This is a genomic window from Phyllobacterium sp. (genome assembly GCF_037994425.1).
GTDB lineage: Bacteria > Pseudomonadota > Alphaproteobacteria > Rhizobiales > Rhizobiaceae > Phyllobacterium.
In genome coordinates this window covers 49,879-62,809 of sequence record NZ_JBBNAM010000051.1, presented here as the reverse complement: position 1 = coordinate 62,809, position 12,931 = coordinate 49,879, and the positions used below count along the sequence as shown (strand labels likewise).

Annotated in this window: 14 protein-coding genes; 6 read left to right on the top strand and 8 right to left on the bottom strand. The window is 58.9% G+C overall.

The annotated features are described in order from the left end of the window. Positions 1 to 41 precede the first annotated feature (41 nt). Entirely contained in the window at positions 42 to 668 is a 627-nt protein-coding gene (gene upp, locus AAAB35_RS03430) for a uracil phosphoribosyltransferase (RefSeq protein WP_340666828.1), read from the bottom strand. A gap of 31 nt (positions 669 to 699) precedes the next feature. Continuing rightward, complete coding sequence (locus AAAB35_RS03425; RefSeq protein WP_340666827.1) at positions 700 to 1,719, bottom strand: adenosine deaminase; 1,020 nt, start codon at positions 1,717 to 1,719, stop codon at positions 700 to 702. Positions 1,720 to 1,831: 112 nt separating this feature from the next. On the opposite strand from AAAB35_RS03425, the gene ubiE reads away from it, so the two are divergent. The 4 genes from ubiE (at position 1,832) to AAAB35_RS03405 (ending at position 6,208) form a co-directional block, all read left to right on the top strand. Continuing rightward, entirely contained in the window at positions 1,832 to 2,608 is a 777-nt protein-coding gene (gene ubiE, locus AAAB35_RS03420; RefSeq protein WP_340666826.1) for a bifunctional demethylmenaquinone methyltransferase/2-methoxy-6-polyprenyl-1,4-benzoquinol methylase UbiE, read from the top strand. 7 nt (positions 2,609 to 2,615) lie between these two features. Then, positions 2,616 to 4,193, top strand: a complete 1,578-nt coding sequence (ubiB, locus tag AAAB35_RS03415) for a 2-polyprenylphenol 6-hydroxylase (protein ID WP_340666825.1) — start codon at positions 2,616 to 2,618, stop codon at positions 4,191 to 4,193. Positions 4,194 to 4,261: 68 nt separating this feature from the next. Then, on the top strand, positions 4,262 to 5,650 hold the full coding sequence (gene coaBC / locus AAAB35_RS03410; protein WP_340666824.1) for a bifunctional phosphopantothenoylcysteine decarboxylase/phosphopantothenate--cysteine ligase CoaBC: 1,389 nt from the start codon (positions 4,262 to 4,264) through the stop codon (positions 5,648 to 5,650). A 21-nt stretch (positions 5,651 to 5,671) separates the two neighbouring features. Beyond that, entirely contained in the window at positions 5,672 to 6,208 is a 537-nt protein-coding gene (locus AAAB35_RS03405) for a GNAT family N-acetyltransferase (protein WP_340666823.1), read from the top strand. 52 nt (positions 6,209 to 6,260) lie between these two features. Here the strand turns inward: AAAB35_RS03405 and AAAB35_RS03400 are convergent, their stop codons facing one another. The 6 genes from AAAB35_RS03400 to dut all read right to left on the bottom strand — a co-directional run bounded on the left by AAAB35_RS03400 (position 6,261) and on the right by dut (position 10,270). Then, positions 6,261 to 6,803 (bottom strand): SRPBCC family protein, encoded by a 543-nt coding sequence (locus AAAB35_RS03400; RefSeq protein WP_340666822.1) that lies wholly within the window; start codon positions 6,801 to 6,803, stop codon positions 6,261 to 6,263. A gap of 17 nt (positions 6,804 to 6,820) precedes the next feature. Next, positions 6,821 to 7,204, bottom strand: a complete 384-nt coding sequence (locus AAAB35_RS03395; RefSeq protein WP_340666821.1) for a metalloregulator ArsR/SmtB family transcription factor — start codon at positions 7,202 to 7,204, stop codon at positions 6,821 to 6,823. A gap of 62 nt (positions 7,205 to 7,266) precedes the next feature. Further along, positions 7,267 to 8,271 carry a proline racemase family protein gene (locus AAAB35_RS03390; RefSeq protein WP_340666820.1) on the bottom strand — a complete coding sequence of 335 codons (1,005 nt, stop codon included), beginning with the start codon at positions 8,269 to 8,271 and terminating at the stop codon, positions 7,267 to 7,269. Beyond that, a complete protein-coding gene (locus tag AAAB35_RS03385) occupies positions 8,271 to 8,927 on the bottom strand; it encodes an HAD-IA family hydrolase (protein ID WP_340666819.1) in 657 nt (218 codons plus the stop codon). The genes AAAB35_RS03390 and AAAB35_RS03385 overlap by 1 nt, the downstream gene beginning before the upstream one ends. After that, the gene (locus AAAB35_RS03380) at positions 8,928 to 9,746 is read right to left on the bottom strand and encodes an isocitrate lyase/phosphoenolpyruvate mutase family protein (RefSeq protein WP_340666818.1); all 819 of its coding nucleotides are present in this window, start codon (positions 9,744 to 9,746) and stop codon (positions 8,928 to 8,930) included. A gap of 38 nt (positions 9,747 to 9,784) precedes the next feature. After that, entirely contained in the window at positions 9,785 to 10,270 is a 486-nt protein-coding gene (gene dut / locus AAAB35_RS03375) for a dUTP diphosphatase (protein ID WP_340666817.1), read from the bottom strand. A 164-nt stretch (positions 10,271 to 10,434) separates the two neighbouring features. Between dut and AAAB35_RS03370 the strand changes: the two genes are divergently transcribed. After that, complete coding sequence (locus AAAB35_RS03370; protein ID WP_340666816.1) at positions 10,435 to 11,247, top strand: class II glutamine amidotransferase; 813 nt, start codon at positions 10,435 to 10,437, stop codon at positions 11,245 to 11,247. Between the two features lie 84 nt (positions 11,248 to 11,331). Further along, positions 11,332 to 12,921 (top strand): peptide chain release factor 3, encoded by a 1,590-nt coding sequence (locus AAAB35_RS03365; protein ID WP_340666815.1) that lies wholly within the window; start codon positions 11,332 to 11,334, stop codon positions 12,919 to 12,921. The last annotated feature ends 10 nt before the right edge of the window (positions 12,922 to 12,931 follow it).

Below are 12,931 nucleotides of genomic sequence, written 5' to 3'. Positions count from 1 at the left end.
GCCTAAGGGGAAGGGGCAGACGGCGAAAAGATTTGCGCTTTCTACTTCGTGCCGTACATGCGGTCGCCCGCGTCGCCGAGGCCAGGCACGATATAGCCCTTTTCATTCAAATGATCGTCGATTGCGGCGGTGAAGACCTGAACGTCGGGATGCGCCTTGGTGAATCGCTCGATACCTTCCGGCGCTGCGAGCAGGCACAGGAAGCGGATATTGCTGGCGCCCCGGTCCTTCAGCTTCTGGATGGCAGCGATGGCGGAGTTTGCGGTCGCAAGCATGGGATCCACGACGATAATTAGCCGGTTTACGATATCCTCCGGAGCTTTGAAATAATACTCAACTGGCTGCAGTGTTTCATGATCACGGTAGAGACCAATATGAGCGACGCGCGCAGCTGGGACGAGATCGAGCATGCCTTCCAATAGGCCATTTCCCGCCCGCAGGATGGATGCGAAGACAAGTTTCTTGCCCTCGATCACCGGAGCATCCATTTCTGCAAGCGGCGTCTGGATCTTGATCGTCGTCAGTTGCAAGTCTCGCGTCACTTCATAGCAGAGCAGAAGCGAAATCTCCTTCAGGAGCCGCCGGAAACCGGCGGTCGAGGTATCCTTGTCGCGCATGATGGTAAGCTTGTGCTGGACAAGCGGGTGAGAAACAATCGTCACGCCCATGGAAATCCCCTCTACTCTTTACTCGTTGATCTTAGCCGCTCGATGCCGATCCCGCAAAGATGTCATCGACAGCGCGCACAGTTTTGTCCGATGAGAGCCGTTCGAGCAGGGATCGGCGTGTCTCCTCGTCGATGAACGCGGCATTGAGTGCGGTCGCAGTCACCGCGGTCAGCTCCTCTTCGTCATAGCCGAAATCGGTCGCCGCAACAGCGTATTCGCGGGCAAGGTTCGTGTGAAAATAGGGTGGATCGTCCGAATTGAGCGTTACAGGAACGCCGGCGCGAGCAAGTGCCGGGAAAGGGTGGGCCGCAAAATCCGCATAGACGCCGAGCGCAATGTTCGATCCGGGGCAACATTCGAGCACGATCTCCTCTTCGGCAAGTTTCTTAACCAGATCAGGGTTCTCGATCGCCCGCACACCGTGGCCGATGCGTGAGGGTGCGAGCGCGTCGAGCGCGCTTGCCACGCTTTCCCAGCCTGAAAGCTCGCCCGCATGCACGGTTATCCCAAGTCCTGCATCACGCGCCAGATTGAAGGCAGCCGCGAAATCGCTGGGGCGATGAATCCGCTCGTCTCCGGCCATGCCGAAACCGGTGACCAGCGGATGGGGGTTTTCGACGATATAGCGCGCGGCGGCCAGTACTGCATCCGGACCCTTGTGACGTAGGCCAGTTGCGACGAGGCGGCCTTCGATGCCTGTTGCGGCCTTGGCGCGGTACATGCCTTCGGCCAACCCCTCGATATAGGCCCGCGGATGAAGGCCGGCGGTGATTGCATGGTCGGTTGAAATGAAGACTTCGGAATAAATGCAATCCTGCCTGCCTAGCGCCAATAGATAGTCCTCGGCGAGATCGGCGTAATCTTCCGCAGTGCGAAACAGCATCGACGATTGATCATAGGCATCAAGGAACGAAGTGAAATCGTGCCAGACGAACTTATCGCCCCGAATGAACCCTGAAACATCGACCCCGTATCTCGCGGCCTTCCGTTGCACCAGGCGCACAGATGCGGCACCCTCAATATGGCAGTGCAGTTCGGCTTTCAGAACCATTTTGTCTCCCACCAACCAACAAACGCGTCGCTTCATCGCGCAAGAGGACAATAGCGTTACGCGTGGTAATCTTCTATGGTTCGCCGCAAACAGACATGAGCAGGTAAATCAGATGAGCCAGCAACGCACCGGCGCCCATGGCGGCATGGAAACGTCCTTCGGGTTTCAGGATGTCAGCGACGGCGAAAAGCAATCCCGTGTGAACGATGTTTTCCATCGCGTTGCCAAGCGCTACGACGTGATGAACGACATCATGTCGGGCGGTATGCATCGGGTCTGGAAAGATTCGATGATTGCCTGGCTTTCGCCGTCACGGACTGCCAACTGGAAGGTTCTCGACGTTGCCGGCGGCACCGGCGACATTGCCTTCAAGATCGTCGAAGCCTCGGGCCGCAATGCTCATGCGACGGTGCTCGATATCAACGGCTCGATGCTCGGGGTGGGGCGTGACCGTGCCGTCAAGAAGGGTCTTGCGGATAATCTTGAATTCGTGGAAGCCAATGCAGAAGAGCTACCCTTTGCCGATGCAAGCTTTGACGCCTATACGATCGCCTTCGGCATCCGCAACGTGCCGCATATCGACCGCGCGCTGACGGAAGCCTTTCGGGTCCTGAAACCGGGCGGACGCTTCCTGTGCCTCGAGTTCTCCGAGGTGGAACTGCCGATCCTCGACAAGATTTATGATGCTTGGTCGTTCAATGCTATTCCGAGGATCGGCAAGGCGGTCACCGGCGATGCCGACAGCTATCAATATTTGGTTGAATCGATCCGAAAGTTTCCACGACAGGCCGATTTTGCCGAGATGATCCGCAAGGCGGGCTTTGAGCGCGTCAGCTGGCGCAACTTCACCGGCGGAATCGCCGCCCTGCATTCCGGCTGGAAACTGTGATTTCCAAATGAGTAAGTTTGCAGCAACATTTCGCCTGATGCGGGCCGGATGGATCATGACGCGCGAAGGCGTGATATCCGCTTTGCCCGCGGATGGCTTGAGCGGTTTGCCGGCGTTCGGCCACCGCGTTGCGGGCTTCCTGGCGCGTCGCCGCGCCATGACCGCTCGAAGGTCGGAACGCATGTCGCGTGCCATCAACAAGCTGGGCCCGTCCTATGTCAAGCTCGGGCAATTTCTGGCAACCCGACCGGATGTGGTGGGAACGGAAGTTGCCGACGATCTGGCGCTGCTACAGGATCAGCTGGATTTCTTCCCGATGGATGCCGCGGTGAAGGCCATCGAGGGTTCGCTCGGCCGTCCGCTCGACAATCTTTATGTAAGCTTTAACGAACCGATCGCGGCAGCTTCGATCGCTCAGGTCCATCCGGCTTACGTCAATATGGACGGCGAGGTCAGAAAAGTTGCAGTAAAGGTGGTGCGGCCCGGTGTGCGCCAGCGCTTCAACAACGATCTTGAGAGTTTCTTCCTGGTGGCCCAGTGGCAGGAGCGCTACGTTCCGGCGACACGCCGGCTTCGACCCATTGAAGTAACACGGACGCTCGCCCAGACCACGCGTATCGAAATGGATTTGCGTCTGGAAGCTGCCGCACTTTCGGAAATCGGCGAGAATACCAAGGATGATCCGGGCTTCCGCGTGCCGAAGGTCGACTGGGAGCGCACCGGTCGCGATGTCCTGACGCTCGAATGGATCGACGGCATCAAGATGTCGGATATCGAGGGCCTGCGCGCCGCAGGCTTCAATTTGATCGGACTCGCCGAAACGCTGATCCAATCCTTTCTGCGCCACACGCTGCGCGACGGCTTTTTCCACGCCGACATGCATCCCGGCAATCTCTTTGTCGATGATGAGGGTCACATCGTTGCGGTTGATTTCGGTATTACCGGACGTCTCGGCAAGAAGGAGCGCCGGTTTCTCGCCGAAATCCTCTATGGCTTCATCACCCGCGACTATGCGCGAGTCGCAGAGGTACATTTCGAGGCCGGCTACGTCCCGCACCATCACGATGTTGCGAGCTTTGCCCAGGCGATCCGCGCTATCGGCGAACCGATTCATGGTCAGCCGGCGGAGACGATTTCAATGGCGAAGCTGTTGACCTTGCTCTTCGAAGTCACGGAACTCTTCGACATGGAGACCCGGCCCGAGCTCGTCATGCTGCAAAAGACGATGGTAGTCGTCGAAGGAGTGTCACGCACGCTGGACCCGCATTTCAATATGTGGAAGGCATCCGAGCCCGTTGTTGGCGGATGGATAAGGCGCAATCTCGGGCCGCAGGGCATTCTGATCGACGCGCGCGATGGCGCCCATGCCGTTCTGCACCTCGCTCGTCAGGCTCCGGAGCTCGTCGCCCGCGTGGATCGCCTGTCGCGGGAGCTAGATACGATGGCCGAAAATGGCCTTCGCTTCGATGAACAGACGGCAAACTCGATCGGCAAGGCCGAGGCGCGCCATACGCGATCCGGCCGAGTTGCCTTGTGGGTGATTGCACTTTGCTTCGTTGTGATCACTTACAAGCTCTACGCTTGAAAAATAGCGCATGAATATGATAGCAATGATTGCAAAGTCCATCGAATAGATCGTGAGAGTGCAATCAAATGGCGAGTATCACCATCCGCAATCTTGATTATTCGATCAAGGAAAAGCTGCGGCTGCGTGCCGCTGCTCATGGGCGTTCTATGGAGGAAGAGGCGCGCATCATCCTTGGCGATCTGGAGGATCCAAAGACGGTGATTACCGCGCCCGTCGATGGACCCGTACAGGGGGGCGGGTCGCTTTCGGGCCGGCGTATCCTCCTCATAATCGGCGGCGGAATTGCCGCTTATAAATGTCTTGATTTGATCAGGCGGCTGCGCGAACGCGGCGCGCGTGTACGGCCGGTTCTGACCAAGGCGGCGGAGGAACTCGTCACGCCGCTTGCCGTCGGGGCGCTTGCCGCAGACAAGGTTTTTACCGAACTTTTTTCGCGGGAGGACGAGCATGACGTCGGCCATATTCGCCTGTCCCGCGAAGCGGATCTCATCATCGTCGCCCCGGCGACCGCGGATCTCATGGCGAAAATGGCAAACGGTGTTGCAAACGATCTGGCGTCGGCTGTGTTGATGGCGACTGACAAGCGCGTGTTGATCGCTCCAGCGATGAACCCTAGGATGTGGGACCATCCGGCGACCAGACGCAATCGGGCGACACTTGCCAAGGATGGTATCCAATTTGTCGGACCTGCCACGGGCGAAATGGCCGAAAGGGGCGAAAGTGGCGCCGGCCGCATGGCGGAACCGTTGGAGATCGTGGCGGCCATCGAGAAACTGCTGGACAGAAGACCAAAGCCGCTCGCGGGCAAGACGATCGTCATGACATCGGGACCGACACACGAGCCAATCGACCCGGTGCGCTATATCGCCAACCGATCCTCCGGCAAGCAGGGCCACGCAATTGCCGCCGCGCTGGCGCGGCTCGGAGCCACTGTTCGGCTGGTTTCCGGTCCCGTCACCATTCCTGATCCCGATAATGTGAGCGTTGTGCATATCGAATCCGCGCGCGAGATGCGGGACGCTGTGGAGCAGTTTCTGCCGGCTGACGCCGCCGTCATGGTTGCAGCGGTTGCTGACTGGCGCACGGCGAACGAGGCTGGCGAGAAGATCAAGAAGCAGCCCGGCGAAAAGGCGCCGGTGCTGCAGATGGTTGAGAACCCGGATATTCTCGCCGGTGTCGGCCACAGCAAGTTGCGGCCGCGCCTCGTCGTCGGTTTCGCCGCTGAAACACAGGATTTGCTAGCCAATGCCCGGGTAAAGCTCGACAAGAAGGGCGCCGACTGGATCGTCGCCAATGATGTCAGCCACGCCACAGGCGTTATGGGCGGCGACCGCAATTCGGTGCGCATCGTTACGCGTACTGGTACCGAAGAGTGGCCCGATATGAGCAAGGATGAAGTGGCTGAGCGTCTTGCCGCAAAAATTGCAGCAACCCTGCAGACGGTGGAAGTCTAGCCTCAGGTGAAAGTGAACCGAATGAGCATTGATGTCCCAATCCTCGAAACCGACCGAATCATTTTGCGTGCTCACCGGAGCGAGGATTTCGATGCCGTCCACGCTATGTGGCAGCATCCGGCGATCTACGCACAGATCACCGGCAAACCGTCCACAAGGGAACAATCCTGGGCGCGGCTTTTGCGCTATGGCGGCCTCTGGAATATGATCGGCTATGGCTTCTGGGCAATGGAGGACAAGACGAGCGGCAGCTTTGTCGGTGAGATGGGCTATGCCGATTTCAAACGCGAGATCACGCCCGATTTCGGCGATGCCCCAGAGATGGGCTGGGTTCTCGCTCCCGAAGCGCACGGCAAGGGCTACGGCAGCGAGGCGCTGTCACGGGTCGTCGCTTGGGGCGATTCGTTTTTCAAGCAGGAGCGGGCGGTCTGCATCATATCGCCTGAGAATGCGGCTTCGCTGGGACTCGCCAACAAGAATGGCTTCGTGAAGGTCATGGACACGACTTACACGGATGAACCGGTGATCCTCTTGGAGCGCAAGTTTCAACGGACGTAATTAATCGAAGCCGGTTGGCCGGCTTCGATTGTGTTAGTTATTGCTAACTAAACTATTCCTTGATCGCGCGGCTATATTCGCTCCGGACCCGCTGATAGTTGCTCCAGAACCCTGCCGGCTGATTGCCTTCGAGGTGATCGATGAGCACGCCAAGATGGGCGTGCCATCCGCTGGCGACACTGACCATCGAATCGGTGCTGGCCAAGCGAGTGTGCGTCAATTTCAGCAGCGTATCGCTACCCTTAGCTGAAAGCTCGAACGTGACCTCCGAATCCTGACCGTCGTCGGGCCAACTGATGACGAGCAGATGCGGCGGGTCATAGCGGAGCACCTTGCCCTCGAATCCTGAGCCCTCATACTTCTGGAATTCGGCGGGAGTCTTTTCACTCGATAGGTGCGAGTGCTGAAAGGTCAGCTTGACCGGCCCCCCGACGAAGTCTGCCATGGGTCCGCTTGCCAGCCACTTCGCGCGCTTGTCTGACTGGGTCAGATATGCCCAGACCCGTTCGACGGGACCCAGGAGAGTACGCTCAATGTGCAGCGTGCGCGGTGCCGTGACGACGCCGAGACGATCATTGCCAATATGCTGGTCCATTTTGTTCTCCTTTGATTTCAAGGTTTTGCCGGCTTCGTCGGCGTCGTTGCGCCTGGTTCGTCAGCCGATGTACGATCTTCGTCGCGCAACAGCTTCTCCAGGTCGTCAAGGCGTGCATTCCAGAACCGCTCGTAGTGGCGCAGCCATTCCTGTGCTTCGGCGAGTCGAGTTGCCTGAAGTTCGCAGGTATGGGTCCGGCCCCGGACCTGGCGGCGAACGAGCCCGGCTGCCTCCAGCACCTTGATATGTTTTGACGCCCCGGCCAAGGACATGTTGAACGGGGTGGCGAGTGCACTCACCGTGTGTTGGCCATTTGCCAGCCGGTGCAGTATCGCCCTCCGCGTTGGGTCGGAAAGGGCGTGAAAGACGGCATCTAGATGAGGTGTCTGAAATTCAACCATATGGTTTAATATCACTGCGCGCGATATTAGTCAACCACTTGGTTTAATATTACCTGTACGGCTTAGGTGATAAGGAAGCCCTGCCCGAGAGGATCGTCCGCCTCGACAAGGAATTCGGCTTTGCCGCTGTAATAGGCATGGCCGGAAACGCGCGCGGTAATGGCATCAAAGGTACCGGCCTTTGTCTGCGAGGCGACAAAGCCGGCGAAGCGCGATCCAACAATGCTCTCGAAGATACGCGCATCGCCTTCGCGTATCTGACCCTTGGCATGCATAGCCGCAAGACGCGCCGTCACACCCGAACCGGTGGGCGAGCGATCGAGCTGGGCATCGGCAAAAATGCAGACGTTCTTTGTTGGCGCCTCGTTCCACAGATCACTGCCGTCCGTGAGGATTGAACCGTAGAGAAAGGCAAGATCCTTGTGGTCGGGATGTTCGAGCGGAACCGCTTCCTTGACCGCTTCCGTCAATGCAGTTGCAGCATCGATGAATCGGCGTGCCGGATCGCGACCGAATTCCAGGTCGAACTGGCTTGCATGCGCCAGCGCATAGAACGCACCGCCATAGGCGATATCAAACGTTACCGCACCGAAGACCGGCAGATCGACATGTTGGTCGGCGGCAAAGAGAAAGGCCGGCACGCTTTCGAACGAGACGCCGCCGGACATGCCGTCATTTACCTCCACGGAAGCAACGACCATGCCGCAGGGGCATTCAATATGAACAGTCGTCACCGGCTCGACCTTGGCAACGAGACCGTAGTCGACCGCGTAGCGACCGAGCGCAATGATCGCATGGCCGCACATGGTCGAATAGCCCTCATTGTGCATGAAGAGGACTGCGAGATCGGCTCCCGGCAGGTTTGGCTCAACGAGCACTGCGCCATACATGTCGAAATGACCGCGGGGCTCGAAAATCAGTATCTTGCGTAAGTGATCGAGGCTATCGCGAACGTGGGCGCGCTTTTGGAGTATGGTGCCCTTCGGCAGTTGTGGGTATCCGGACGTCACGATCCGCAGGGGTTCGCCGCCTGTGTGCATGTCGATGACTTTGAGAAGCTCGGGCATCAGGCAATCCCCAATAATGCAGGCAGCTTGCGCATATCGTCGAAGAGAATGCCGCCCGCCGCGGCCAACCCCTCATGATCGGCGTGCTCATCGCCGCAGTAGGAAAAAACCCGCATGCCTGCTGCCGTCCCCGCAGTTGTGCCGGCGACGCTGTCTTCGATGACCACTGCCTGGGCCGGTTCGACGCCCATTTCCCTTGCTGCATGGAGGAAAAGATCGGGAAACGGCTTGCCGCGGGGAACCATAGAGGCGCTGTAAAGCACGCCTTCGAAATGCGCGATGAGCCCGGTCTTGCCGAGGGTTATGTGCATCTTCTCGACATTGGCGGAGGAAGCGACGCAGTAGGGCACATCGGCCCTTTTGACCGCGGAAATGACCGTTTCGATGTGCGGGATTGTTTCAACGCCGCCCTCGAAAATGATCGGTATTGCCTGATACCAGCGATCGACGAAATCTTCGCCGAGCCTATGGCCTTCAGCTTCGACCTTTTCCTTGACGGCACGCATGGGCATTCCGCACAGGTTCTTTCGCGCCTGCTCGAAGGTGATACCGTAGCCAGAGGCATTCAGCATCTTGACCAGATGACGGTTGGCAAGCGTTTCAGTGTCGACCAGAACTCCGTCACAGTCGAAAATCACCAGGTCGGGGCGCGTCATTCAGCTGTCCTTATCCACACCTTGAGAAAAGAGCCGCTGCAGATCGCCGAACGGCACCCCAACCTTGGAAAATTCAAACGTGCCTTTGTCGAGTACCTCGCGTACGGCATCGCGAATCGCGGTGAATGCGGCGGTGGTCAAACGCGGACCAAGCGAGATGCGCCGCACGCCGATGGAGGCAAGATCGCTGACGGTCAACGATGCAGGCGCAAGGACGCTGACCGGCTTCGAAACCGACTTGCAGATTGTCTCGATGCTTTCGCGATCGGAGATGCCAGGTGCGAAAAGCACGTCGGCGCCAGCCTTCTCGAACGCCTGCAGCCGCTTGATCGTGTCGTCGAGGTCGTTCCGGCCATGAAGGAAGCTCTCGGCCCGCGCCGTGAAGACGAAGTCGCCCTTCAAGGCGCGTGCGGCCTCCGCGGCAGCGGCAACCCGTTCGACAGCGTGGGAAAACTCGTAGATCGGGCGTTCCGGATCGCCGGAAAAATCCTCGATCGAGCAACCGGCAAGACCGGCCGCTTCCGCGGCGAAGATTGTTTCGCCGGCGCTGTCGGCGCTATCGCCCTTGCCCTTTTCGAGGTCGCCCGAAACCGGCAGGTCAGTTGCTGCCACGAGATCGCGGCAATGCTGCATCATGACGTCGAAGGTGATGCCGCCATCGGGAAGGCCGCGCGAGAACGCGAAACCGGCGCTACTGGTGGCCAACGCCTTGAAACCCATCGACCCAAGGAACTTCGCCGTACCCGGATCCCACGGATTGGGCATGATGAAGGTCTCGGGACGTTCATGTAGCTGACGGAAAACCCAACCCTTATCCATACCGGCCTCCAATTGGACGCTGATAGTCTCGTCCTGATTTATGATGTTCCCGTTGATCCAAAACCCCCGGCGCCACGTGCCGTCTCGCTTGCATGCTGCCGCTCTTCGATAGGAAGCTGTACGACAGGTGCCACGACGACCTGCGCGATACGCATGCCGCGCTCGACATAGAATTCGTCTTCGCCGAGGTTGATCAGGATCACTTTTACCTCACCACGATAGTCCGAATCAATCGTTCCGGGCGTGTTGAGGCAGGTAATTCCGTGCTTGAGAGCAAGGCCTGATCGCGGTCGCACCTGCGCTTCGAAACCTTGCGGTACTTCGAAGATCAGCCCGGTCGGAACCAAAGCCCGACGCCCCGGCAGAAGTAAAAGCGGCCTGTCGTCTGGCACCGCCGCGCGCAGGTCCATTCCGGCAGCCCCCGCTGTTTCATAGGTGGGCAGATCGATATCCTGGCCGTGGGGCAGCCGGACAAGGCCGAGAGCAGGATTTCTTGGGCGGACGGAATCGGTTTCTTGAGACATGGGAGACCTTTTTCACCAGTCGGCGGCACGCGTCAACTCACAAGATTTGCAGCATCCATCCTTTGCACACAATCCCCTTCTACCGGGCTACGCCATCTGAGGCGATTCCCAATTGTGCAATTGCGCGCTATTGTGAGCCGACTTGCTCTCTAGCCAGGTGATTCATGTGTCGTTGGGCAGCCTATCTTGGACCGCAGCTTTATCTTGAAGATGTCATCGCTTCTCCCTGTCACTCCCTGATCGCGCAAAGCCATGATGCGCATGAGGCCAAGACCCGCACCAACGGCGATGGTTTCGGCGTCGCCTGGTACGGCGAACGCGAAGAACCGGGGCTATACCGCGATATCCTTCCCGCCTGGTCGGACCAGAACCTGAAAAGCCTGTCGCGGCAGATCCGTTCGCATCTCTTCCTCGCACATGTGCGGGCTTCGACTGGCGGTGCAACGAGCAGGGCCAATTGCCATCCCTTCGTTTCCGACCGATGGAGCTTCATGCATAACGGCCAGATCGGGCATTTTGAAAGGCTTCGGCGCGGGCTGGAGGCGCGCCTTGACGATGTTCTCTATGCTCAAAAGCTAGGTTCCACGGATTCGGAACTGATATTCCTGCTGATGCTCCAGCATGGCCTCGACAGCGACCCGGTCACAGCACTTACCGGCACCGTCAACGCTATTATTGCCGAAGCCGAGCGGGCAGGGGTGCCGGCTTTCATCCGATTGACCGGGGCCTTCTCTGACGGGCGGCAGCTATACGCGGTGCGCTATGCGACTGATCGCTTCGCGCCTTCGCTCTACACGGCGAGCCTCGCGCCAAGCGCCGGTCTTTGCGTCGTCTCCGAGCCGCTCGACGGCGAGGCTGGTAACTGGATGCCGGTGCCGCCCAACAGCTTCGTGACGGTGCGCAACAGCAAGCGCATCGCAATAGAACCTTTCATGGCCGAGGAAGAACTCGGCAAGGTTGCGGAAACGGTGGGATGAACCGCACCTGATTCGAGTGTCGACGCGGAAGGCTTTGGCTGATAGAAGGCGCGCAATCCTTTCACTAAAGTTCGAGCCTTCTTCATGTCCCCTGCCGACCATCCTGTCACCAAGCGCCGCACCTTTGCGATCATTGCGCACCCTGACGCCGGTAAAACCACACTCACCGAAAAGCTGTTGCTCTTCGGTGGGGCGATTCAGCTTGCCGGCGAGGTCAAGGCCAAGAAGGACCGGATGCAGACGCGCTCTGACTGGATGAACATCGAGCGCGATCGCGGCATTTCGGTTGTCACTTCGGTGATGACCTTCGAGTACAAGGACTGCATCTTTAATCTTCTCGATACGCCCGGACACGAAGACTTCGCCGACGATACCTATCGCACGCTGACGGCGGTCGATAGCGCGGTCATGGTAATCGACGCGGCCAAGGGTATCGAGTCCCGCACCTTGAAGCTCTTCGAAGTTTGCCGCATGCGCGACATTCCCATCGTCACTTTCATCAACAAGATGGACCGTGAGAGCCGCGACCCTTACGAAATTCTCGATGAGATCGAGCAGAAGCTCGCACTCGACACCGCGCCGATCACCTGGCCGATTGGGCGCGGCAAGAGCTTTGCCGGCACCTACAATCTCCAGAACAACACTGTTCGCCGCCGCGACGAGGAAGAAGTGCCGACGCCGGTCAATGGGCCGGAGGCCGCTGCAGCCTCGGGGCTTCTTCCGGAGAACGAGCGCGGGGACTGGATCGACGAGGTGACGCTGGCGCGTGACGCATGCAATCCCTTCAACCTGCAGGCATTCCGTGAAGGCCATCTGACGCCCGTCTATTTCGGCTCTGCCCTACGCAATTATGGTGTACGCGACCTCATCGAGGCCTTCTGCGATTTTGGCCCGAGCCCGCGCGACCAGGACGCCGATACGCGCAAGGTTGCGGCGGAAGAAGAGAAGATGACCGGTTTCGTCTTCAAGATTCAAGCCAATATGGACCCGAACCATCGTGACCGCATTGCATTCCTGCGGGTCTGCTCCGGCAAACTCTCGCGCGGCATGAAGGCCAAGCTCGTGCGCACCGGCAAACCGATGAGCCTGTCGGCGCCGCAGTTCTTCTTTGCACGCAGCCGCCAGATCGCTGACGAGGCCTGGGCGGGCGATGTGGTCGGCATTCCCAACCACGGCACACTGCGAATTGGTGATACCCTGACGGAAGGTGAAGATCTCCTTTTCCGGGGTGTACCGAACTTCGCGCCCGAAATCCTGCGCCGCGTGCGCCTCGATGATGCGATGAAGGCCAAGAAGCTGCGCGAGGCCCTGCAGCAGATGGCCGAAGAGGGCGTTGTCCAGCTTTTCCTGCCCGACGACGGCTCGCCGGCGATTGTCGGCGTCGTGGGTGCGCTGCAGATCGATGTTCTGACCGAACGCCTGAAGGTCGAATACACCTTGCCGGTCGGGTTCGAGCCGGCGCGCTTTACCGTTGCGCGCTGGATATCAGCTGATGATCCGGCCGAACTGCAGCGATTCATCAATGCGCACCGTGCCGATATCGCCCACGATCTCGACAACGATCCGGTGTTCCTTGCGCAGAACACCTTTTCATTGTCCTACGAGGCTGAACGCTGGAAGGCTATCCGGTTCGCAGCAATCAAGGATTACCAGGTCCGCGAAAAGGCGGCCTGATCGGCCGCCA